A 21,519-nucleotide genomic window follows, 5' to 3' on the forward strand; every position below is an offset into this window, starting at 1 on the left:
CTTAGCACTGTGCCAACTCGCTCCGGCGTTTTTCTGAAAGAAAAACGCCTACGCTCTCATTCCACCGTCGATCAGGAGTATCTGGCCGGTGATGTAGGAGCTTTCGTCGGAGGCGAGGAAGTTGACGGCGTTTGCGATGTCTTCCGGTTTTCCGAAGCGTCCGAGGGGGATTTCCGAGAGCATGCTTTCTTTGATCTTTTCCGGCAGTGTCTCGGTCATGCGGGTTTCGATGAAACCGGGGGCCACGGCGTTGACTGTGATATTTCTCCCGGCGTATTCCCTCGCAAGAGTCTTCGTGATGCCGATGATCCCCGCCTTGGACGCGGCATAGTTGACCTGTCCGATATTTCCATGGAGGCCGACGACGCTGGAGATATTTATGATCCGGCCGCTTCTTTTCTTCAGCATGTATTTCCCGGCATATTTAGAGAGGAGAAAGACGCTCCGGAGATTGATGCGAAGGACGCTGTCGAAGTCCTCCGCGCTCATCCGAAGAAGGAGATTATCTCTTGTGATTCCGGCATTGTTCACGAGGACATCGATCGCACCGAAGCGTTCGACCGCCGCATCGACCATCTCCTTAACCGCCTCTTCCTCCGAGACATCCGCCCGAAAGAGCAGGACCTCTGCCTCCGGCGCAGCCTCATGAATGAGGCGCTCCGTCTCCTTCGCCCCCTCCTCATTTCCCGCATAGTTTATCAGCAGATTTCTTCCCGCCCTCGCCTCGCGGACCGCGATCGCTCTCCCGATCCCGGAGCTCGCACCGCTCACAAGGCTGAGCTTCCGCCTCTCTTCTCTTTGCTCCATCTTCTCCTTATCCCCTCATCCTTTCTCTCAGCGCTTCGATCTCCTCCGCGGTCTCCAGCGAAGTAATCTCGACCCCTTCGATCTCCATGGCCTTTGCGGTCTTTTTCACAAAGCCGGAGAGGGTCTTCCCCGGGCCGATCTCATAGAAGCTCCGGACTCCCTTTCCGAGGAGCTCCCGAAGAATGCTCTCCATTCGGACCGGCTTTTGCACCTGCTCGATGAGAAGCTCCGGTATCTCCGGATCGCCTTCCCTCCTCTCTCTTCCGAGAAAATTGTAGAGGACCGTGCATTCCGGCGTCTTAAAATGGATCTTTTTGAAATATTCAGAGAGCGCATCCCCCGCGCTCTTCATAAGAGCGGTGTGAAAGGGGCCGGAGACCTTGAGAGGGATTACTCTCTTTGCCCCGAGCTCCAGGGCGATCCGTCCCGCCTCCTCCACGGCCTCGCTCTCTCCGCCGATCACAAGCTGCCCCGGGCAGTTATAATTGCAGATAGAGACCAGTCCCTTTTCGGAGGCCCTTTCACAGGCCTCCGAAAGCTTCTCCTCCGGAAGGCCGAGGACCGCGCTCATCCCGCAGGCGAGGCCCTGCGAGGCCCTCTGCATCGCATCTCCCCGAAAGGCCGCAAGCTGAACCGCGGTCCTTGCGTCAATGGATCCCGCATAGCTGAGAGCGGAATATTCCCCGAGGGAGAGCCCTGCCGCATAATCCGCGCGAAAATCCATGCCGCGGAGGATCGCCGTCACGCCGCAGGCGAAGGCGACGAGGGCCGGCTGCGTATACTTCGTCTCATGAATGAGTCCCTCCGGGTCCTCAAAGGAGAGGCGGCGAAGGTCGAATGGTAGCTCTATGCCCTCATAGACCTCCCGAAATTCCGGATAGCTCTCATAGAGGTCCTTTCCCATCCCCGCGTGCTGACTGCCCTGCCCGGCGTATAAAAATGCGATGCTCATCTCTCTCCTCCTCTGTCCCCGCCGCCTGATAGCGCGCTCTCACTCAAATCCCCCGGCAGATCTCCGCCAGGATCTCTGACACCGGTCGGATCTCCTTCAGCTGTCCGCAGCTCTGTCCCGCCATGAGCGATCCGTTCTTCGTATCGCCCTCGAAGACCGCCCTTCGGAGAGAGCCAAGCGTGAATTTCTCGAGCTCCATCCTGTCCTCTCCGGCCTTCTCCCTCTTCACATACTCGCGGCTCATCTGATTCTTGAGAACCCGCACCGGTGTCCCCCCGATTCTCCCGGTCACGATGGTATCGGAGCCCTGCGCCTTCAGAACCGCTTCCTTATAGTTTTCATGAATCGGACATTCCTCTGCCGCAAGAAGTGCGGTGCCGATCTGCGCCCCGCAGGCCCCAAGCGTGAGAACGGCCTGCATCTGCCGATGATCCGCGATGCCGCCCGCCGCTATGACCGGGATATCCACCGCATCGACCGTCTGCGGGATCAGGGTCATCGTCGTCATCTCTCCGATGTGCCCTCCGCTCTCACAGCCCTCCGCAATGACCGCGTCCGCCCCGATCCGCTCCAGGTGCTTTGCGAGAATCGGAGCCGCCACGACCGGAATCACCAGGATTCCGGCGGCCTTGAATCTCTCCATATAGGCTCCCGGATTTCCCGCGCCGGTCGTGACCACCGGGACCTTCTCCTCGCAGACGATATCCACCATCTTCTCCGTCTCCGGATTCATGAGCATCAGATTGACGCCGAAGGGCTTCTTCGTCCTCTCTCTCAGAATATGGATCTGCCTCCTGAGCTCCTCCGCGCTCCGGATTCCGCCGGAGCCGATCAGCCCCAGTGCCCCTGCCTCAGAACAGACCGCCGCGAATTCCCCGGTTGCGATATTGGCCATGCCGCCCTGAATGATGGGATAGCGAATCCCGAGTATCTCATTTAAGCGTTTCTTTTCCATATTCCTTTTCTATTTCCTTTCTGTTCCCGTCTCCCCTTTTGGATCCTTCGGCAGCGGAGGTTCATAGCAAAGGATCGCAGAAGCCCAGGTGAGCCCTCCGCCAAAGCCCACGAGGATGAGCTCTTCCCCTCTTTGAAGCAGGCCCCTCTCTCTCATGTCATCCAGCGCGAGCGGAATCGAGGCCCCGCTGGTATTCCCGTAGTGCTCCATATCCTCAAAGAACTTTCCGGAATCCGCCTTCATATGGCGGACGACATTTCGTATGATGCGGCTGTTGGCCTGATGGCAGACCACATGGGCGATCTCCTCCATCGTCCTCCCGCTCTTTTTCAGGATCTCCTCGATGCAGCGGGGCACGATATCGATCGCGAAGAGGAAGACCGACTTCCCGTCCATCAGCATGTGATCTACCTTCTGATGCTTCCCCGCGGTGACTCCGCTCCCAAGCACGCTCTCATCCTCCGTCCCGTCGGAATAAAAGCCGTCGAAGGCCCCCGTATAGGTCCCCGGCGCGAGGATCGACGCATCCCCCCGGGATCCGAGGAAGCTCTCATAGACCGAGGCCGCGCTCCGCTCGAGGACCGCGGCCCCCGCACCATCCCCGAAGAGGATGGAGGTCGTCCGGTCAGAGAGATCTAAGAGACGGGAGAGCTGCTCCGTCCCGATCAAAAGCGCATAACGGCCCCCGTTTCCGAGAAGCAGTCCCCTTGCGACCTCGAGTCCATAGACAAAGCCGCTGCAGGCGGCATTGAGATCCAGGGCCGGGATCGTCTCCGGGCACCCCAGCTCCCGCGCCACAAGGCAGGCGAGGCTCGGTGTCGCAAAGTCCGCGGACATCGTCGCCACCACGACAGCGCCGAGCTCCGAGGGATCGATGCCGGATCTTCCGAGGGCCGCCCGCGCCGCCCGGCCGGCGAGCGTCATCGCGCTCTCCTCCTTTTCACAGAAATACCGGTCGTGGATGCCGGTCCTCGGAAAAATCCACTCATCGCTCGTGTCCGCATAATGCGAGAGCTCATCATTTGAGACGAGCCGACCCGGCAGTGCGGAGCCGAGCGCTATTATCTTCAGTCCGTCCATTCCGTCCTCTTCTGTCCCCTCTCCTCTGTCTTCCGTCTCCGCATCAGATCGCCCTGTACTTCTCAAATCTTTGCTCCCGGATCTCCGAGGGACTCATCCCCCGGAAGGAAGAGAGTGCCTGAGAGATCGCCCTGTCCATGCTCTGGTAGAGCTGCTCCGGGTCGCGCTGCGCCCCTCCGACGGGCTCCGGGATGACACTGTCCGCGACCCCGGCCCGGAGGAGATCCTCCGCCGTGAGCTTCATCACCTTCGCGGCCTCCCCGGAGAGGGAGGCATCCTTCCAGAGAATCGTCGCAAAGCCCTCCGGGCTCAGAACGGAGTAGACCGCATTTTCCAGCATGAGGATCTTGTTCGAGACCCCGATCCCGAGAGCCCCTCCCGAGTTCCCTTCCCCCGTGACGAGGGAGAGGATGGGGACGTGGAAGGAGCTCATGGCCGCGAGATTCTTCGCGATCGCCTCTCCCTGCCCGTGTGCTTCTGCCTCCAGTCCGGGATAGGCCCCCGGCGTATCGATGAAGCTTAAGATCGGGCGCCCGAACTTCTCCGCCTGGCGCATGATGCGAAGCGCCTTCCGGTAGCCCTCCGGCCGAGGCATGCCGAAATTGCACTCCATATTCTCCTGGACCGTCCGCCCCTTCCGCGTGCCGAGCACCGTCACGGGCCGCCCGTGGAAGCGGGCGATGCCGCCATAGACCGCCCGGTCCTCGTCAAAGAGATGATCTCCTCTTTGCTCAAAAAAATCCGTAAAAAGCGCCGCGATGAAGTCCTCGATATGGGGGCGCTTCGGATGCCTCGCGAGGAAGACCCGATCCCCGGGCTCAAGCCTCTTCAGCTTCTGAAGAAGCTCCTCCCTCGAGGTCCCGAGACTCCGCATCTCCTCCCCGCTCTCTCCTTCCTTCCGCTCCGAGAGGGTCTCGAGCTCCCGCTCCGTCCGCTCCAGCTCGCTGAGAATGTCCTTTATCATCATGCCTTCTCACCCCCCTGCGCTCCCTCCGCTCTGTGGAGCTCTAAGAGCCGAAGCAGTATCTCCCTCATCTCCCTCCGCTCCACGATCCTGTCTAAAAAGCCATGCTCCAGCAGGTATTCACTCCGCTGAAAGCCCTTTGGGAGCTTCGCATTGATGGTCTGCTCTATGACCCTCGGCCCCGCAAAGCCGATCAGGGCGCCCGGCTCCGCGAGCGTGATATCCCCCAGCGTCGCAAAGCTCGCCGTCACTCCCCCGGTCGTTGGGTGCGTCAGGAAGCTGATGTAGAAGCCGCCGTGCTCCGAGAAGCGCTCGATCGCAGCGGAGGTCTTCGCCATCTGCATGAGACTGTAGATCCCCTCCTGCATCCTCGCCCCGCCGCTCGCGGAGAAAATGATGAGCGGCTGCCCCTTTTGATCCGCGTGTTCCACTGCCCGGGTCACCTTCTCCCCGACGGCGCGGGACATGGATCCCATGAAAAAGCGGCTGTCCAGAACGACCGCGGTCAGATCGATGCCGCCGATCTTCCCACAGCAGGAGACGACAGCCTCCTTCAGACCGGTCTTCTTCTCCTGTGCCGCGATCTTCTCCCCGTAGTCCGGAAAGTCCAGCGGATCTCCCGCGCAAAGATCCTTGTCCAGCTCATGAAAGCTCCCGGGATCGAGGATGAGCTTCAGCCGGTAATAGGCGCCGATCGGGCTGTAGGAGCCGCAGATCGGGCAGATATAAAAGTTCTCCTCCCAGCGGCTTCTCAGAGATCTCCTGCTGCACTTTCTGCAGCTGATGAAGCCCGCCGGAATCTTCACCGACTGGGACGCGCTGATCGTGTCCTTATACGCGCGGTTTCTGAGCTCCCTGTCCTTGACCAGCTCATATAGGGAAGTAATGGGTGATTTCATATTGCCTCCTGAGAAGCGGACCAAACCGCAAGATTCAGGAATGGGCGCCGCAAAGCGCGCGCCCATTCCTTCGCTTCCTCCGAACCTTATGCCTTCGCCTTCTGGAGATAGTCGTAAACATCCTGCACGGTGTGGAGCTTTCCGATCTCTCCATCCGGGATGGAGACCCCGAGCTCATCCTCCAGCGCCATGTGAAGCTCTACCAGGGAGAGGGAGTCGATCTCCAGATCCTTGATCAGATCCGCCTCCGGCTTCACCTTATCCTCATCACAGGCCAGCGTATCCACGATGATTTCCTTTAATCTCTCAAAGTCCATATTCTTCTCCTCCGGGCCGATTCCCGGCCCGCCTGATTAAGTGAAGACTCTCCCTTTTCGGAATATCACTTAAAATTTTTTAAATAAATTTTTCGAAGCAAATCATATCACATCCTGCGCCGCTGTCAAGCATTATCTCAAAAGCAGCCCCCGGGAATTTCCTCTGAGAGCCGGATAAAAATAAAAAAAGCCTCTGCCCCTGCATCGATGCAAGGGCAGAGACTCTTCTCTCCTCTTTTGTATTTCAAAGCGGAAGGATCTCCCCCGTGACGAGATTTCTCCGCTCTCTCAATGTGAATTTCCCGTTCTGAAGCTCCAGGATCGTGGCCCCGCAGTTCGGAGAAACCCTTCCATTCCAAAAGTCCTTGTCCGAAAGGTCCAGAAGGACGGAGAGAAAGGCCCGGATCATGCCTCCGTGGGAGACCAGCATGAGGCGCTCCTCCATCCCCTCTCTCGGCAGGATCTCCTCCTCGAGAAAGGAAGCGGCCCTCTCCTTGATCGCAGCGATCGATTCCGCGCCCTCGACCGGAATATAGTTTTCGGGCTCCTCGAAAAAGCCGAGCAGGCGCTCCCGAAGCTCCTTCTTTTCCCGCCAGTCCCGTTCCTCCGCCTCCGATCTCTCAAGCCTCTCCCCGGGAAAGCCCCGCTTCGTCTCGTAGAGCTGAATCCCCTCTCCGATCCCGAAGGAAAGCTCCGTCAAAAGCCTGTTCGCCTCGATGGGACAGCTCCGCTCCCCCCGGAGAATCTCCGCCGTCCGCTTTGCGCGAAGAAGGGGGCTGTGGATAATCCGGTCAAAGGAAAGCTCCCGGATATTCCTCTCCGCCTTCCTCGCCTCCGCAAGTCCGGTATCATTGAGAGGGATGTCGGACCTCCCCTGCAGACGCCTCCTCCGGTTCCACTCCGTCTCCCCATGCCGTATCAGATAGATTTCCATCCCTTCCGACTCCGTTTCTATATCCCTTCGCTCCGTATCGGCCTAAAGCTCCCAATCGGACTACCCTGATATTCTACCTCGGATCCAGCGCCTCGAAGATGCCGTTTCGCCCTCCCCAGAGATAGACGATATAGCAGTCCCCTCCGGAGATATCCGTCTTGAAATGATGCTTCCTCCCGGGGAGGATCGCAAGCTCTCTCCCCGTCTGCGCGGCGACATTGTACTGCTCCCCCGTCTTTGAGAGGGCGGCGTAATAGAGCTTCAGCTCCTCTTCGCTCTGCGCGCTTCTGAGAAGGATGAGGCCGAGATACTGCATGCCGTTGCCCCTCCCGAGAAGATGACCGGAGGCGCTGTAGCTCTCCAGCTTCTCCGCCCCCTCCGGGAGAGGAAGCGCCTCCACCTTCCGGAGATTCCGCTTCGCCGCCCCGTCATTTGCGAGGGGACAGATCAGGAAAAAGAAAAGAAGCAGGAGGAGCGCTGCGGCAATCCCCCCGAAAATAAGGCGCATAAGGCGCTTGGGAATCCGTATCATGCCTTCCTCCTAGCTAATTGATATCCTCCAGCTTTTCCACGCGCCCCTCTTTCGAGAGAACGGCGCGGATTCGCTTTCCGATCACAATGCCCTCTGAGAGAGCGCTCCTGTCCGTATCATCATCCAGCGATAAATTATAGCTTTTTCCATCCTCGCCGTCGATCACGACGCTGTTCATGGAGCCGTCCCGCACCGTGCCGCTGATGCTCTTCCCCTCCGGCTTCCGGCTCTCCTCGGCGGGAGCGGATGCCTTTTCCGAGCCCGCAGAGGATTCCTCTCCCCCGCTTTCTGACACAGCGCTCTCTCCTCCCTCTTTCGAAGCTTCTGTCACAGAAGAAGAGGCCGTCTCATCCTTCCCTGTCTCCCGTTTCCCGCAGGAAAGGGAGCAAAGCAAAAGGGAGGATGCGGCCAGAACAGATAAAAACCGGAATATGGACCGTCTCTTTCTCATGATGATTCTCCTTCCCCGTCTGAAGCGGGCTTCCCCGGGATCCCTGTCTTCCCCGCCATGGAGGTCTCCCCCGGGTCCCAGCACACGATCCGCCCCTCCGCAAGGGATTTTCTCACATCGATCGTCCTTTGATTGGAGGAGCCCTTAAAGAGGAGGGAGAGATCCTTTTTCGCAAGGATAAAGGGCCCGTCCACCAGCACATCGATCGCCCGGAGGAGCTCCTTTGTCTCCGGGAGTTCCTCCCACATCCAACCGAGGATATCCCGATCGTAGAGGTAGCCCGTAAAGCACCAAAGATCCTTCTCCGGGAAGCGCCTCTTAAAGTCCCGGACGAGCGGAAGAAGCCCCGTCTGGTTTTTGGGATAGAGAGGCTCTCCCCCGAGGAGCGTGAGCCCCTGATAGACCGGATTTTCGAGGGCAGTCAGGATATGCTCCTTCGTCTTTTCCGTAAAGGGCTTCCCGAAGTTCTCATCCCAGGTCTCCTCGTTGAAGCAGCCGGGGCAGTGATGCGGGCAGCCCGAGACGAAGAGACTGAGCCGGACTCCCGGCCCGTCCGCGATATCAAACTCCTTGATCCCCGCGTAATTCATCCCGCCTCCGGTCTCACTCCTCACCCGTCCCCTTGATTCTATCCATTTTTCCGGATTTTATCAAGGGAAAACGGCCTGATTCCGCCCGATTCCGCTCACAGGTGCAGCACCCTGTCCTTGATCTCCTGGGTCCTCCCCTGATTCCAAAACTGTGTCCCAATATAGCCGCAGGTCCTCCTCGCGACGGACATCCTCTCCTGATCCCGGTTTCCGCAGTTCGGGCACTCCCAGATCAGCTTCCCGTAGCTGTCCTCGATGATCCGGATCTCCCCGTCATAGCCGCAGCAGGCGCAGTAGTCCGACTTGGTATTGAGCTCCGCATACATGATATTTTCATAGATAAATCTCATGAGCGAGAGCACCGCCGGGATATTGTTCTGCATGTTCGGGACCTCGACATAGCTGATCGCGCCGCCCGGGGAGAGCTTCTGGAAATCCGCCTCGAATTTGAGCTTCGAGAAAGCGTCGATCTTCTCCGAGACATGGACGTGATAGCTGTTCGTAATATAGTTTTTGTCGGTGACGCCCAGAATATGTCCGAAGCGCTTCTGCAATGCCTTCGCGAACTTATAGGTCGTGGACTCCATCGGCGTGCCGTAGACCGAGTAGCTGATGTTCTCCGCCTCTCTCCATTCGCTGCACTTGTCATTGAGCCTCTGCATGACCTTGAGCCCGAACTCTCTCCCCTCCTCCGTGGTATGGGATTTTCCGAGCATGCGGACGCACATCTCATAGAGTCCCGCATAGCCCAGAGAGATTGTGGAATAATTTCCGAAGAGGAGTCTGTCGATCGTCTCCCCCTTCTTCAGTCTCGCGAGCGCGCCGTGCTGCCAGAGGATCGGCGCGACATCGGAGAGGGTCCCGAGCAGTCTCTCGTGGCGGAGACGGAGTGCCCGGTGGCAAAGCTCCAGGCGCTCATCCAGAAGCTCCCAGAAGCGATCCATCTCGCCCTGGGCGGAGCAGGCGACATCCACGAGGTTCAGGGTGACGACGCCCTGGTTGAATCTCCCGTAATACTTGTGCTTTCCATCCTTCCCGAGTCCCTCCGTATCCGGTGTCAGGAAGGAGCGGCAGCCCATGCAGGGATAGACATCGCCGCCTTTATACTCCTTCATCTTCTTCGCCGAAATATAGTCCGGCACCATGCGCTTTGCCGTGCAGCGGGCGGCGAGCCGGGTCAGCTCCCAGTAGGGGGAGCTCTCGGAGATATTGTCCTCGTCCAGCACATAGATGAGCTTCGGGAAGGCCGGCGTGATCCAGACCCCCCTCTCGTTCTTTACACCCTGCATCCTCTGTAAAAGCACCTCCCGGATGATGAGGGCGAGATCATCCCTGGTCTTTCCCTCCGGCGCTTCATCCAGATACATAAACATCGTGACAAACGGCGCCTGCCCGTTGCAGGTCATCAATGTAATCAGCTGATACTGGATGGTCTGAATCCCGCTCTTGATCTCCTCGGAGAGTCTCCGCTCCACGATCTTTTCGATGATGCTCTCCGTCAGGGGCTCCCCGCAGTCCGTCCGCTCGGCGATCACCGAGGCGCGGATCTTCCTGCGGGAGACATCTACAAAGGGCGCAAGATGCGCGAGTGTGAAGGACTGCCCGCCGTACTGATTCGAAGCGACCTGGGCGACGATCTGCGTCGTCACATTGCAGGCCGTGAAGAAGCTGTGGGGCTTCTCGATCATGGTCTCACTGATTACCGTCCCGTTCTGCAGCATATCCTCCAGGTCGATGAGATCGCAGTTATGCTCCTTCTGCGCGTAGTAATCGGAGTCGTGGAAGTGGATCACGCCCTCCTCGTGCGCCTTTACGATGTCCTCCGGAAGCAGGAGCCGCTTCGTGAGATCCCGGGAGACCTCCCCCGCCATATAGTCTCTCTGCGTGGAATTGATGACCGGATTTTTGTTCGAGTTCTCCTGCTTCAGCTCTTCATTGGCCTGATCGATCAGGGAGAGGATCTCATCGTCCGTCGTATTGGACTTTCTCGCAAGCTCCCTCTTATAGCGGTAGCGGACATACTTCTGCGCGACCTCATAGCCGCGCATCTCCATAATGGCGGTCTCCACCATATCCTGGATGTCCTCGACATTCACGGCGTGCTTCGAGCTTCCGATCTGGCCCGCGACCTTCTCCGCGGCGCCGCGAATCTGATACTCGTTCATCTGATGGACCGGAGCCACCTCGTGATTCGCCTTCTGAATCGCATTCACAATCTTTTGGATATCGAATTTGACCTCCTGCCCGTTTCTCTTGATGACATTTGTCCTGATCAAAAGCTCCGCTGCCATTTGCCCTTCCCTCCTGATTCTTTCCTGCTCTGTCCCTTTTTTCCTTTTCCTCCGGGAATATCCCGGAGCGGCAAAAAGCCCGAAACCCCGCGTCCCCGCAGGATTTCGAGCTCGCATTCTTACAAAATATAGTGATATTTCTGTCAATCAGCTCTATATATTGTGTTTCTCTCCTGCCTCCCTACTATACGACAAAGCCGGCAAAAAGGAAAGCCCCCGGCGTTCTAAAACTTTCCTATGGCAAAATCCGGCGGCGCGGACAGCTTCCTCTTCACGGCTTTGTCCGCCGAAGGTTCGTCTCGAGAAAGCGGTTGTAGCCGATCCAGCCCCCGCCCTCCGTACTCTTTCCGGACTTTTCCGCCGCATCCAGAGCCTCCCGCATAGTCTCCAGCTTCGCGTCCGCATTATCGGCGAAGGAGAGCGCGAGCGCCTCCATGAGCGCGGGCTTTTTGGGAGAGCCATAGGCGAGCTCCCCGTGGTGAGAGAGGATGCAGTGTCCAAGCTCCGTCAGAAGGGGCTCCGGGAAATCCTCTATGCTCCGGGCGGCCCGCATCACCATCTCATAGCCGATGACGATGTGCCCGAGCAGCTGCCCCTCATCGGAGTAATCATTTCTGGGGAAGGGCGTGAGCTCCCGCACCTTTCCGATGTCGTGGCAGAGCGCCGCGCTCACGAGGAGGTCCCGGTTCAGATCCGGATAATGCCCCGCGTAGAAGTCGCAGATGGAGGCGACGGAGAGCGTGTGCTCGATGAGCCCCCCCACATAGCCGTGGTGCACCGCCTTCGCCGCAGAATGCAGAGTGAATTCCCGGAGAAAGGCCGCATCCTTCAGGAAGAGCGTCTCCAGAAGTTCCCGGAGCCTGGGCTCCCGGAGAGAGTGAATGTATCGAATCAGCTCCTGCTGCATCTCCTTCAGCCCCCTCCCGGAGACCGGAAGATAGTCCCTCGGGTCGTACTGGCCCTCCTCCGCGACGGAGAGCCTTTGGATGCTGAGCTGATTCACGCCGTTATAGATGGTGACATTCCCCTCTACATGCACATAGTCCATGATCTCAAACTCATGGATCCCGGGGGAATTCGGCTCCCAGATCTTCGCGTCGATCGTCCCGCTCCGGTCCTGGAGCGTCACGTTCAGGTACTCTCTCCCGCTCTTTGTCAGGGCCGCATTCCGCGCCTTCACCAGGTAGATATCGGAGACACGGAGTCCATCGTGAAAGTTCTCAATCCATCTCATTTCTTATCCTCTTCCCTAACGGCTCATCCGCTTCAGCGCTCCCCGAGAGAGAGCGGAAAGGAAATCTCGCGGTAGCCCTGCCCCTTCTGGCGGAGTACGGTAAGCTCCGCATTCTCTCCCGGGTGAAGCTCCTTCATCATCTTCTGGAGGTCCTGCGGGGATTCGATCCCTCCCTCATTCAGCTTCGAGAGGATATCGCCCGACTGTATCCCGGCGAGGAAGGCGGGGGAGCCCTCCTCGCAGCCTCTGATATAAATTCCCTTCGGGATCCCCCTTTGCTCCATCTCCGGCGTCACCTTCTGGAGCTTCAGGCCGAGGTAGGGGAGCTGCTCTCCATTGCTGAGACGCTCCAGGCTTCCCACAAGATCCGAGATTCCGAGGATCTCATGGTAGCCGCCTCCTCCCTCTCCCTCCGGGAAGAGGATCCCCACGAGCTCTCCGGAGCTGTTTAAGAGATAGGTCCCGAGCTTCTCCTCCTGCTCCAGATTGAGCTGAATGTTTTCCACCGTCCTGTCTGTCGAGGGATAGTCGTAGGAGAGGTAGGAAACCAGGCCCCGGGCGGAGGAATAGAGGAAGCCGGAGGGCGCTCCGATGGCGAGGAGAGTGTCTCCCCTTTGCAGGAGCCTGGAGTTTCCGAGGGGGATCGCCTTTGTCTCCTCCCGTTCCTTTTCACTCAGAGAAGCGATCGGAACGGAGAGGATCGCGAGACGATCCGTCCTGTCCCTCGCCTTCACGGAGGCCTCATGCCCCTCCTCCCGGAGCACGGAGATGCTCAGATTTCCTCCCTCCCGCACCGCGTCGATCGGGCAGAGGACCAGGAGCTCATCTCCGGTCTTTGCGAGGATGATGCCGGCCCAGCTGTTCTCCGAATCCATGCTCTCCCCGAGGAAATCCGTCCCGCTCTCCCTCCTTCGGACCTCCGCCAGGGATTTCTCGGCATCCGAGGAGACCTTTTTCAGATTGGAAATCATCCTCTCATAGGCGGAGACCGGGAAATCATAGCTTTCGATCTCCGTGCGTATCCTCTTCTCCAGAGCCTCCGATTCCGTCTCCTCCCTGCTCTCCTCGCTCGACTCCTCCCTGCTCTCCTCACTCGACTCCTCCGACTGCAGCTCTACGGACTCCGGAGTCTCCGTTCGAAAGAGCTTTGCGAGGCGGGGCTCCGAGAGCGCAAAGGCCAGGGCCGCGACAAAGCCGAACAAAAGGGCCGAGCAAAGGAGCATGAGAAGGCGGAGAAGGCGCTTTCCCCGCCCCGCTCTCCGACCCACGATTTTCTCCCTGATGAAGTCTTTCTCTTTCATGATTCTCCGTCCTCATGGTCCGCCGCCGTCAGCGTGAAGGTGAATTCCGTCCCGACCCCCTCCGTAGAGACACAGTCGATATTTTCGCCGTGCGCGTGAATGATGGACTTTACGATGGAAAGTCCGAGCCCCGTGCCCTGCTTGTCCCTTCCCCGGGAGAGATCTGTCTTATAAAAACGATCCCAGATCTTCGTCAGATCCTTCTTCGGAATCCCGATTCCGCTGTCCTTCACGGAGACGAAGACCTTTGTGCCCCGAAGCCCGCTCCGAATCCCGATCACGGAGTTCTCCCCGGAGAACTTCAGCGCGTTGTCGATCAGATTATAGAGCACCTGCTGTATCCTGGCGTGGTCCGCATAGACCGGCTCCCGCTTCTCCGAGAAGGTGAGCTCGAAGGTGATCCTCTTCTTCTGACAGCTCATCTCAAAGCTCTCGCAGACTGACTTTATGACCTGATTGACATCGAAGCTGCTCCGGATCAGAAAGCCCTTCTGCTCCACGGAATTCAGGGAGAGGAGGGAGCCCGTGAGCTTCTCCAGTCTCTCCGTCTCCACGATCAGGCGCTGCAGATATTTCCGCTCCATCTCCGGCGGGATGGTCCCGTCGAGAATCGCCTCCAGATAGCCCTTGATGGAGGTGAGCGGAGAGCGGAAATCATGGCTCACATTGGCGATAAACTGCCTCTGATACTCGTCTGCCTTTCCGATCTCCTCCGACATAAAGTTCAGTGTCTCCGCGAGATACCCCATCTCGTCCCGGGATTTCACCTCGATCCGGTAGGCGTAATCCCCCGCGGCGTATTTCATGGCTCCCGTGGTGATGGAGCGGAGCGGCCGGAATACGATGAAGTAAAAGACGAGGAGGATGAGGAGGGAGAGCAGAAAGAGAATCAGACTGGTCCGGTAGATGATCGCGAGAATCTCCGATTCCGAGCGCCGAAGCTCCCGGGAGGGGAGGTGGATGAGCACATAGCCTCCGGTGAAATATTCCCTCGTGATCGGGGCCGCCACACTGAGCACCTCCTCAGAAAACATCCCGCGGTAGTCCCCGATGGTCCAGCGCCTTCCCCCCGGGATCGCCTCATCGAAATCCGGAATCTGCTGATCCTTCCGCTTCTCCGAGTCAGAGTCCGAGATGATCCGTCCCTTCCTGTCCACAAGCCAGATGTCCACCCGGAGAAAGGCCGCGACCGCCTTCATCTGCTCATTGATGAGCTCCTCGGAGAGTCCCGCCTTGTTCTGATCCGAATAGGTGGTCGCGATCAGCGTCGCCTCCGAGTAGAGGTTGTTCGCCTGCTCCCGGAAGAGATAGCGCTTCGTCATCGGGGAGGCCGCGAGCGCGCTGATCAGAAAGCTCAGAAGCCCGAAGACCAGGTAGGTGAGCAGAAATTTGAGGTAGAAGGATCTCTTCATGCCTGCGCTGTCCTGAATTTGTAGCCGATCCCCCAGACCGTCGCGATCTCCCAGGCGCCGTTTCCGGAGATCTTCTCCCGGAGGCGCTTGATGTGGACATCCACCGTGCGGGAATCTCCGGCGAACTCATAGCCCCAGATATGGTCCAGGAGCTGTTCCCTCGTAAAGACCTGGTTCGGAGAGCTCGCGAGAAAGTAGAGGAGCTCCAGCTCCTTCGGAGGCATCTCCACCGGCTTCCCCCGGTAGAATACGGAATAATTGCTCTGATTGATAATAAGCTCGGGGTACTCGATATAATTTCCGCTCCGAAGCCCTCCCTCCGGCTCCGCCCTTCGGACGGTCTCCGCGCTCTCCCCGGGGAGGGCGGCGTCTCCTCTTTTCTTCGGGCAGCGCCGAAGCACCGCCTTCACCCTGGCCACCAGCTCCTTGGAGTCAAAGGGCTTTATCATATAGTCGTCCGCCCCGAGCTCAAGCCCCAGAACCTTGTCGAAGGTCTCTCCCTTGGCGGAGAGCATGATGACCGGCACAGAGGACCTCATACGAAGCCTCCTGCAAACCTCGTATCCGTCGATGCCGGGCAGCATCAGATCCAGGATGATGAGGTCCGGCCGGTACTCGGGAACGATCCGGAGCGCTTCCTCCCCATCCTCCACCATGCGGGTGTCGAAGCACTCCTTCTCCAGATAGAGGGAGATCAGCTCCGAAATAGAGCTGTCATCATCCACGATCAATATCCTCTGCTTCTCCGTCAAGCTTCTCTCCTCTCTCGCAAAAAGCGCGCCTCCGATCCTCCCTACTTCTTAAAATAGGCGACCGTCACCCCGTCCGAGCCCTCCCCGTACTCCCCGAGGCGGAAGGATTCGATATGCGGATCCTTCCGGAGCATGCTGTGCACCATATTCCGAAGGGCACCCGTTCCCCTCCCATGGACGATGCGGACCTCCGGGAGATGGGCGAGGCAGGCATCGTCCAGATACTTGGAGAGCTCCGGCATGGCTTCCGCCGTCATTTTCCCGATCAGCTTGATCTCCGGAGAGATCCGAAGAGCCTTCTGCACCCTCATCCCTCCGGAGGATTTCTGTCCTCCTCTCTGTCCGGACTCCGTCTGCAGAGCCGGGGCCCGCTGCAAAAGCTCCAGATCCTTCAGGGCGACCTTCGTCCGGATGATGCCCGCCGTCACAAAGAGCATCTCATCCCGGTCCGGGAGAGTGGAGACCCGCGCCGTCAGATTCAGGGGAAGCACCCGCACGATGTCTCCGATCCTGATCTTATTTTTAGAGAGCGGCCTCGCCGGCCCCCTCGCTCTCTCCGTCTTCCCGAGCTCGCCCTGCAGCTCCCGAAGCTCCTGCTTCAGTCCGGATCGGAGCCTCTCCGCCTCCAGCGTGGAGCCGCCGCTTTGCTCTCTCTTCCTGAGCTCCTTCACGATGGAGTCCGCCGTCTCCTTCGCCTCCGCGAGGATCGAAGCGGCCTCCTCCCTCGCGCGGTTTAAGATCTTGTCCCGGCCCTTTTCGACGCCCTTTGAGGACTCTCTCGCCCTCCGCTTGTACTCTGCGATCTCCTCGCGGTAGCGCTCAATCTCCTGCCTCTCCCGCTCTGCGGTGATGCGGCTCTCCTCCAGGCTCGCGATCACATCCTCAAGCTTCACATCCCCCGCTTCCAGGCGTCTCCCGGCGTCCGCGATGATCTCCTCCGGGAGTCCGAGCTTCCGGGAAATCGCAAAGGCATTGGATTTTCCCGGCACACCGATCAGGAGCCGGTAGGTAGGGCTCAGACTGTTTAAGTCAAACTCGCAGCCTGCATTTTCCACGCCGGGCGTAGAGAGGGCATAGACCTTGATCTCCGCGTAGTGCGTCGTCGCAATGCTCCGGATCCCTCTCTCATGAAGAGAGTGGAGGATCGCCATCGCGAGCGCCGCTCCCTCTGTGGGATCCGTCCCCGCGCCGAGCTCATCGAAGAGGCAGAGGCTCTCCTCATCCGCCTCCCGCAGGATGCGGACCGTATTGCTCATATGGGCGGAAAAGGTGGACAGGCTCTGCTCAATGCTCTGCTCATCCCCGATATCGGCGAAGATCTCCCGGAAAAGCGCGAGCTCCGAGCCCTCTGCCGCCGGGATGAAAAGCCCCGCCTGCCCCATGAGCTGGAGAAGCCCTGCCGTCTTTAAGCAGACTGTCTTTCCTCCCGTATTCGGTCCCGTGATCACAAGCATCGTGAAGTCCGAGCCCAGTCGGATCGTGATCGGCACGACCCTGTCCTCCGGGATCAAGGGATGTCTCGCCTCCCGGAGGGAGAGAGCGCGCTTTTCGGAAAAGTGCGGCCTCACGGCCTTCATCCCCAGAGAAAGCTTTGCCTTTGCAAATACGAAGTCAAGATGCGAGAGAAGCCGAATATTCTCCGAAAGGCCCTCCGTATGCGGGCTTAAGGAGGCAGAGAGCCTCTCCAGCAGCTTCTCGATCTCCCTCTTCTCCTCCGCCCTTAGCTCCCGGATCTCATTATTCCGCCTCACGATGCTCTGAGGCTCGATGAAAAGCGTCGCTCCGGTCGAGCTTTGATCGTGGATCATGCCGGGGAAGGAGCTCTTGTATTCCGCCTTCACCGGAAGGCAGTATCTTCCGTCCCGCATCGTAATGACGGAGTCCTGGAGCATCTTCTGCGAGCTCGCAAGGAGGGAGGAAAGCTGAGAATGAATCTGCTCCTCCAAAGAGCGGATCCGTCTCCTCACGGAGGAAAGTCCCGCGCTGGCGTCATCCGCGATCTGCTCCTCCGAGAGGATGCATCTCTTGAGCTCCCGATTCTCCGGAGAAAGCGGAAGAAGGGCCCGGAAATATCCGATCAGGCTGTCCTCCCGCTGCCTCTTCTCCCTCTCCTCCGCCGCTCTCTCTGCGGCATTTCTCGTATAATGTCCCCTGCTCCCGCTTCGCTTCTCTTCCCTTTTCTCTTCCGCCTTCTCCTCTGCTCTACCGTAGCTCCTCGCCCTTTCCGTAAGATCCAAAAGCGCGGAAAACTGCAAAAGCTCCGGGATCGAGAGGGAGGACGCGATCTCCAGGCGCTTAAGAGAGGCGGAGAGCTCTCTGAGCCCGGAGAAGCGGAAAGGGCCATAGAGCCGGATCCGATCCAGCGCGTCCTCCGTCTCCTGCAGCCTGCTCTCGATCTCCGAAGACTCCGAAGCGGGGCGAAGTCCCTCCGCAAGCTTCTTTCCCTCCCCGGAGTCCGCCCTTTCCGAGAGAGCCGAGAGAATCTTATGAAATTCCAGTGTCCGATATACCTTTTCGTTCATTCCGCTCTTTCCGGCGATATCCCTTCTCCCAATATCTCTTCTCCTTTAAAGAAGCCGGAGAAGTCTGTTCAAACAAACAAAAGCCGCAAGGCACAGCCCGATTCCCTAATCGTTTTCCAGCATCAGACGGGCACAGCCATAGATCCCGGCGTCGTTTCCGAGCGTCGCCAGCATGATCTCCGCCTTCTGCTCGGGCTTCAGAATCGGCGTATACTCCTCGTAATACTTTCTGAGCATTTCGAGCAGGAAATTCCCCGCCTTCGAGACGCCGCCTCCGATGACATAGACCTCGGGGTCCGCGATCATCGAGACCTGGGCGAGGACGATGCCGAGATAGCGCATGCTGCACTCCACCGTCTCCCGGGCGATGATGTCCCCTTCCTTTGCGCAGTCGAAGACATCCTTCGCGCTGAGCGCCTTCCCGTAGACCCGGAGCTTTGAGTGATCCTTCCGGCGGGAAAGCCTCCGCTGGGCCTCATGGACGATGCCTGTCGCGCTCGCGACCTGTTCCAGACAGCCCCGTCCTCCGCAGTTGCAGCTCTCCTCCTCTTCCTCTCTCACATGGATATGGCCGATCTCTCCCCCGGCGCCGTGCGCCCCGGTCACGATGCGGCCGTTCATGATAAGTCCCCCTCCGACTCCGGTTCCGAGCGTCACCATGAGTAGGTTCTCGTGCCCTCTGCCGCCGCCCTGCCACATCTCCCCGAGCGCCGCCACATTGGCGTCATTCCCGCAGGCACAGGGAATCCTCCCGCCCATAAGCTCTCTGAGCTCCTTCGCGGGCCAGCGGTCCTCCCAGCCCAGATTCACGCAGATATGCACATATCCGTTTGGCTCGACCGGCCCCGGCACACCGATCCCGATCCCCGCGATATCTTCTTCCTCGATGGTCTTTTCCGAGAGATGCTTCTTCAGCTCATCCGCCACATCCGGGAGGATATAGCGGCCGTTCTCCGCCTTTCGGCTGGGTACCTCCCACTTATCCAGAAGAAGCCCGTTATAGGTGAAAATCCCGCACTTTACCGTGGTCCCCCCCACATCGATTCCGACACAATACTGATTCATAGACCCTCTCCGATCTGCTCGAAATGATCCGCCTCTCTCATACTCTTTGTCCGCTCCCTCTCTCCCGAAAAGCCGTCAACGGAGCCGAACGCTTTTCAGGATTCCGTCGCTCCCCACCAAAATGCTGCCTCCAAAGGGCCCGAAGGAGGATGTCGCGCGCACGCTCTCGATCGGGAGATCCAGCTCCCCCCGGAAGCGCAGCCTGCCGTGGATATCATAGATCAAAAGCGCCGTGTCATGGTAGAGAAAGACCTTGTCCCCGTCTATGGAGAGCCCCTCGGCGCCGAGGGAAACGCCCCGGTCCAAAAGCTCCCTGCCCTCGAGATCATAGACCTTCAGGCGATAGGGCTCCGTCTTTTTCTTCTTTTCCTTTTCTTTCTCTTTTTCCCTTTCCTTCGTCTTTCCCTCTGTCTCCGCCGCGCTGCTTTCCTCTCCCTGCGGGGTCCCGCTCTCCTCCTGAGAGGGATCCGTGCTCTCCTCACTGCTCTCCGCTTCGGATCTTCCGCTGTCCGTGATCAGCGCAAGCGCCCTGTCCCCCCAGGCAATCGCCCGGATCGTGGATTCCTCCTGCACCGAGGCCTTCTCCACCGGACTGGACGGCTGCTTTGTCGAATAGAAGAGGATGCCGCCGTCGTGGAAGGCCTCCGCATGTCCCGCATCGGAGAAATGAACCCTCCCCGCAAGGTGTCCCTCGAGGCCGTTCGTAAAGCCTCCGACCACACGGCTTGAGCCGGCGTCCCTCCCGGCCTCCGAGAGATTATAAAAGACGATCTTGTTTTTCAGGCTGCCGTTTTCCAGGAAAACATAGGAAACCATGAGCTCCGTACCGTCCGGCGAGACCGAGAGATCCAGAGGATAGCCGTCCCCCTTCAATACGGACTTGATGCTGATGTCGAGCGCTCTTCCCTCCTTCGTAAAGACGCTGATATAGCTTGCGTTCCGGTCCTCCAGGACCGCGTAGACCACGCCCTTCCCGGAGACCGTCAGCTTTGTGATCGGAAGGCTCGTCTTCGCGGAGCCCGTGGGGCCGGACTTGGCCATGATATAAATGGCATTTCCGCCCTGCTCCGCCACTGCGGCAAAGTCACCGTTTACCGAGACAAAGGGCTGATTCATTTCGAAGGCCTGATTCCAATGCTGCTTTCCCTTTAGTCCGAGATAGCTCGCTCCATCCCTCGTGATCCTGAGCATCCCCTCGCCATAGGGCAGATAGCTCTCATAATTATTGTCCGTATCCCGGCGCTCCGCCCGGAAATCCCTGCTCCAGTTTACAGAGCTTCGGCGGTAGCAGCGATAGAGGAGAAAGTGGAGAAAAAGCAGCAGGATAAGGAAAAGGACAAGTCCCAGAAAGAAAAAGCATACCGCGCGAAATCTCCGCTCCCCCGCGGCCAGCTGCCTCCGCTTCTCCTTATCCCTGGACTCCTTCTGCCGGTCCCTCTCCTCCAGCGCCGCAAAGTCCAGCATCCTCCTGCGAAGCTCCTGCTTTCTCCGCTCCCTGTTCGTCTCCGCCATAGGCGATTCTTCCCCCGCTTAGTTCTGATACAGCGCTCTCGGATATACCCCGGCCTCTACCAGTTCCCGGATCGAGCGCTCAACCAGCGCCTTGTCCTCCGCGTAGGTCACGCCGAACCAGCGGTCATGGTCCTCCAGCACGCGGACCTTCGCCTTCCCCTCTCTCATCAGCCTGTCGATCTCCTGCGGGAGAAGATACTCCGACTTCATCTCCTGCCCGTGCTCCCGGAGCCAGTCCGGGAAGTTCCGGATCAGAGTATCCAGGAATTTCTCCGGCAGTCCGAACATATTCATCGATACGATGGCCTTCTCCGGAACGAGGACCTCCTTCCCCGCAAAATCGATGCCCCGGATCACGCCGTCCTCTCCCTTTTTGATGTCATAGGTCTCCTGAATCTCGGAGAGATAAGAGCCCGCCCCCATTTTGCAGATGCCGCGGTTTACGCTTCCGTTCTCAGAGAGCGTATTTCCGATGATATAGCCCGCCATGCAGATATCCGCATAGGGCTTCGTCTCGTCCATCTCCTCCACGAGATAATCATGAATCAGGTGAAAGCCCTCTCTGCCGTAGAAGTCATCCGCGTTGATCACGGCAAAGGGACAGTCGATCTGCTCCCGGACCTGGATCAGGGCGTGCGCGGTCCCCCAGGGCTTCGTCCTCCCCTCCGGGAGGGAAAAACCCTCGGGAAGCATCGTCGTCTCCTGAAAGGCATAGCTGCAGTCCGCTGCCTTCGCGATCCGGTCCCCTATGATCTCCCGGAAGTCCTTCTCAATCTCCTTTCGGATGATAAAGATGATCCTGTCAAAGCCCGCCTCCAGAGCGTCATGCACAGAGTAGTCCATGATGATCTCCCCCGAGGGGCCCAGTCTGGCAAGCTGCTTGATTCCGCCTCCGAAACGGGAGCCGATCCCCGCCGCCATAATAACAAGTGCTGTCTTCTTCATCCTA

General features: G+C 58.8%; 20 protein-coding genes. All 20 read right to left on the reverse strand.

Going from position 1 to position 21,519, the window contains the following annotated elements; translation table 11 throughout:
- Positions 1 to 48: 48 nt before the first annotated feature.
- Complete coding sequence (fabG, locus tag HMPREF1986_RS04885) at positions 49 to 807, reverse strand: 3-oxoacyl-[acyl-carrier-protein] reductase (protein WP_021773666.1); 759 nt, start codon at positions 805 to 807, stop codon at positions 49 to 51.
- A 7-nt stretch (positions 808 to 814) separates the two neighbouring features.
- A complete protein-coding gene (locus tag HMPREF1986_RS04890) occupies positions 815 to 1,759 on the reverse strand; it encodes an ACP S-malonyltransferase (protein WP_021773667.1) in 945 nt (314 codons plus the stop codon).
- A 43-nt stretch (positions 1,760 to 1,802) separates the two neighbouring features.
- Positions 1,803 to 2,714: a nitronate monooxygenase gene (locus HMPREF1986_RS04895; protein WP_021773668.1), complete on the reverse strand. Its 912-nt coding sequence runs from the start codon at positions 2,712 to 2,714 to the stop codon at positions 1,803 to 1,805.
- 9 nt (positions 2,715 to 2,723) lie between these two features.
- A complete protein-coding gene (locus tag HMPREF1986_RS04900) occupies positions 2,724 to 3,794 on the reverse strand; it encodes a 3-oxoacyl-ACP synthase III family protein (RefSeq protein ID WP_021773669.1) in 1,071 nt (356 codons plus the stop codon).
- Positions 3,795 to 3,837: 43 nt separating this feature from the next.
- Positions 3,838 to 4,761, reverse strand: coding sequence for an acetyl-CoA carboxylase carboxyltransferase subunit alpha (locus HMPREF1986_RS04905; RefSeq protein ID WP_021773670.1), 924 nt, complete (start codon positions 4,759 to 4,761; stop codon positions 3,838 to 3,840).
- The gene (gene accD, locus HMPREF1986_RS04910; protein ID WP_021773671.1) at positions 4,758 to 5,657 is read right to left on the reverse strand and encodes an acetyl-CoA carboxylase, carboxyltransferase subunit beta; all 900 of its coding nucleotides are present in this window, start codon (positions 5,655 to 5,657) and stop codon (positions 4,758 to 4,760) included. The genes HMPREF1986_RS04905 and accD overlap by 4 nt, the downstream gene beginning before the upstream one ends.
- 86 nt (positions 5,658 to 5,743) lie before the next feature.
- The gene (acpP, locus tag HMPREF1986_RS04915; RefSeq protein ID WP_009213882.1) at positions 5,744 to 5,974 is read right to left on the reverse strand and encodes an acyl carrier protein; all 231 of its coding nucleotides are present in this window, start codon (positions 5,972 to 5,974) and stop codon (positions 5,744 to 5,746) included.
- A 244-nt stretch (positions 5,975 to 6,218) separates the two neighbouring features.
- A complete protein-coding gene (locus HMPREF1986_RS04920) occupies positions 6,219 to 6,908 on the reverse strand; it encodes a histidine phosphatase family protein (RefSeq protein ID WP_021773673.1) in 690 nt (229 codons plus the stop codon).
- A 73-nt stretch (positions 6,909 to 6,981) separates the two neighbouring features.
- On the reverse strand, positions 6,982 to 7,440 hold the full coding sequence (locus HMPREF1986_RS04925; RefSeq protein ID WP_021773674.1) for a hypothetical protein: 459 nt from the start codon (positions 7,438 to 7,440) through the stop codon (positions 6,982 to 6,984).
- Between the two features lie 13 nt (positions 7,441 to 7,453).
- Complete coding sequence (locus tag HMPREF1986_RS12550) at positions 7,454 to 7,891, reverse strand: hypothetical protein (protein ID WP_021773675.1); 438 nt, start codon at positions 7,889 to 7,891, stop codon at positions 7,454 to 7,456.
- Entirely contained in the window at positions 7,888 to 8,481 is a 594-nt protein-coding gene (gene nrdG, locus HMPREF1986_RS04935) for an anaerobic ribonucleoside-triphosphate reductase activating protein (RefSeq protein ID WP_021773676.1), read from the reverse strand. The genes HMPREF1986_RS12550 and nrdG overlap by 4 nt, the downstream gene beginning before the upstream one ends.
- Positions 8,482 to 8,576: 95 nt before the next feature.
- On the reverse strand, positions 8,577 to 10,772 hold the full coding sequence (gene nrdD, locus HMPREF1986_RS04940) for an anaerobic ribonucleoside-triphosphate reductase (protein ID WP_036599403.1): 2,196 nt from the start codon (positions 10,770 to 10,772) through the stop codon (positions 8,577 to 8,579).
- A gap of 271 nt (positions 10,773 to 11,043) precedes the next feature.
- A complete protein-coding gene (locus HMPREF1986_RS04945) occupies positions 11,044 to 12,006 on the reverse strand; it encodes a 3'-5' exoribonuclease YhaM family protein (RefSeq protein ID WP_009213870.1) in 963 nt (320 codons plus the stop codon).
- A 32-nt stretch (positions 12,007 to 12,038) separates the two neighbouring features.
- Positions 12,039 to 13,307: a S1C family serine protease gene (locus HMPREF1986_RS04950; protein WP_021773678.1), complete on the reverse strand. Its 1,269-nt coding sequence runs from the start codon at positions 13,305 to 13,307 to the stop codon at positions 12,039 to 12,041.
- A complete protein-coding gene (locus HMPREF1986_RS04955) occupies positions 13,304 to 14,719 on the reverse strand; it encodes an ATP-binding protein (RefSeq protein WP_021773679.1) in 1,416 nt (471 codons plus the stop codon). Before HMPREF1986_RS04955 ends, HMPREF1986_RS04950 begins: the two co-directional genes overlap by 4 nt.
- A complete protein-coding gene (locus HMPREF1986_RS04960) occupies positions 14,716 to 15,471 on the reverse strand; it encodes a response regulator transcription factor (RefSeq protein WP_009213867.1) in 756 nt (251 codons plus the stop codon). Before HMPREF1986_RS04960 ends, HMPREF1986_RS04955 begins: the two co-directional genes overlap by 4 nt.
- A gap of 41 nt (positions 15,472 to 15,512) precedes the next feature.
- On the reverse strand, positions 15,513 to 17,993 hold the full coding sequence (locus tag HMPREF1986_RS04965) for an endonuclease MutS2 (protein WP_021773680.1): 2,481 nt from the start codon (positions 17,991 to 17,993) through the stop codon (positions 15,513 to 15,515).
- A 105-nt stretch (positions 17,994 to 18,098) separates the two neighbouring features.
- Entirely contained in the window at positions 18,099 to 19,058 is a 960-nt protein-coding gene (locus HMPREF1986_RS04970; protein ID WP_009213865.1) for an ROK family glucokinase, read from the reverse strand.
- A 75-nt stretch (positions 19,059 to 19,133) separates the two neighbouring features.
- Positions 19,134 to 20,570 carry a DUF5711 family protein gene (locus tag HMPREF1986_RS04975; RefSeq protein WP_021773681.1) on the reverse strand — a complete coding sequence of 479 codons (1,437 nt, stop codon included), beginning with the start codon at positions 20,568 to 20,570 and terminating at the stop codon, positions 19,134 to 19,136.
- An 18-nt stretch (positions 20,571 to 20,588) separates the two neighbouring features.
- Positions 20,589 to 21,515 (reverse strand): sugar phosphate nucleotidyltransferase, encoded by a 927-nt coding sequence (locus HMPREF1986_RS04980; protein WP_036599406.1) that lies wholly within the window; start codon positions 21,513 to 21,515, stop codon positions 20,589 to 20,591.
- Positions 21,516 to 21,519: the final 4 nt, after the last annotated feature.

Source organism: Oribacterium sp. oral taxon 078 str. F0263 (assembly GCF_000469565.1).
GTDB lineage: Bacteria > Bacillota > Clostridia > Lachnospirales > Lachnospiraceae > Oribacterium.

Coding starts and splice junctions, on each gene's coding strand:
- HMPREF1986_RS04925 (WP_021773674.1), bottom strand. CDS start 7,440: ATGATACGGATTCCCAAGCGCCTTATGCGCCTTATTTTCGGGGGGATT.
- HMPREF1986_RS04895 (WP_021773668.1), bottom strand. CDS start 2,714: ATGGAAAAGAAACGCTTAAATGAGATACTCGGGATTCGCTATCCCATC.
- HMPREF1986_RS04975 (WP_021773681.1), bottom strand. CDS start 20,570: ATGGCGGAGACGAACAGGGAGCGGAGAAAGCAGGAGCTTCGCAGGAGG.
- nrdG (WP_021773676.1), bottom strand. CDS start 8,481: ATGAATTACGCGGGGATCAAGGAGTTTGATATCGCGGACGGGCCGGGA.
- HMPREF1986_RS04965 (WP_021773680.1), bottom strand. CDS start 17,993: ATGAACGAAAAGGTATATCGGACACTGGAATTTCATAAGATTCTCTCG.
- HMPREF1986_RS04945 (WP_009213870.1), bottom strand. CDS start 12,006: ATGAGATGGATTGAGAACTTTCACGATGGACTCCGTGTCTCCGATATC.
- HMPREF1986_RS04950 (WP_021773678.1), bottom strand. CDS start 13,307: ATGAAAGAGAAAGACTTCATCAGGGAGAAAATCGTGGGTCGGAGAGCG.
- HMPREF1986_RS04970 (WP_009213865.1), bottom strand. CDS start 19,058: ATGAATCAGTATTGTGTCGGAATCGATGTGGGGGGGACCACGGTAAAG.
- HMPREF1986_RS04920 (WP_021773673.1), bottom strand. CDS start 6,908: ATGGAAATCTATCTGATACGGCATGGGGAGACGGAGTGGAACCGGAGG.
- fabG (WP_021773666.1), bottom strand. CDS start 807: ATGGAGCAAAGAGAAGAGAGGCGGAAGCTCAGCCTTGTGAGCGGTGCG.
- accD (WP_021773671.1), bottom strand. CDS start 5,657: ATGAAATCACCCATTACTTCCCTATATGAGCTGGTCAAGGACAGGGAG.
- HMPREF1986_RS04980 (WP_036599406.1), bottom strand. CDS start 21,515: ATGAAGAAGACAGCACTTGTTATTATGGCGGCGGGGATCGGCTCCCGT.
- HMPREF1986_RS04905 (WP_021773670.1), bottom strand. CDS start 4,761: ATGATGATAAAGGACATTCTCAGCGAGCTGGAGCGGACGGAGCGGGAG.
- HMPREF1986_RS04890 (WP_021773667.1), bottom strand. CDS start 1,759: ATGAGCATCGCATTTTTATACGCCGGGCAGGGCAGTCAGCACGCGGGG.
- HMPREF1986_RS04955 (WP_021773679.1), bottom strand. CDS start 14,719: ATGAAGAGATCCTTCTACCTCAAATTTCTGCTCACCTACCTGGTCTTC.
- nrdD (WP_036599403.1), bottom strand. CDS start 10,772: ATGGCAGCGGAGCTTTTGATCAGGACAAATGTCATCAAGAGAAACGGG.
- HMPREF1986_RS04900 (WP_021773669.1), bottom strand. CDS start 3,794: ATGGACGGACTGAAGATAATAGCGCTCGGCTCCGCACTGCCGGGTCGG.
- acpP (WP_009213882.1), bottom strand. CDS start 5,974: ATGGACTTTGAGAGATTAAAGGAAATCATCGTGGATACGCTGGCCTGT.
- HMPREF1986_RS12550 (WP_021773675.1), bottom strand. CDS start 7,891: ATGAGAAAGAGACGGTCCATATTCCGGTTTTTATCTGTTCTGGCCGCA.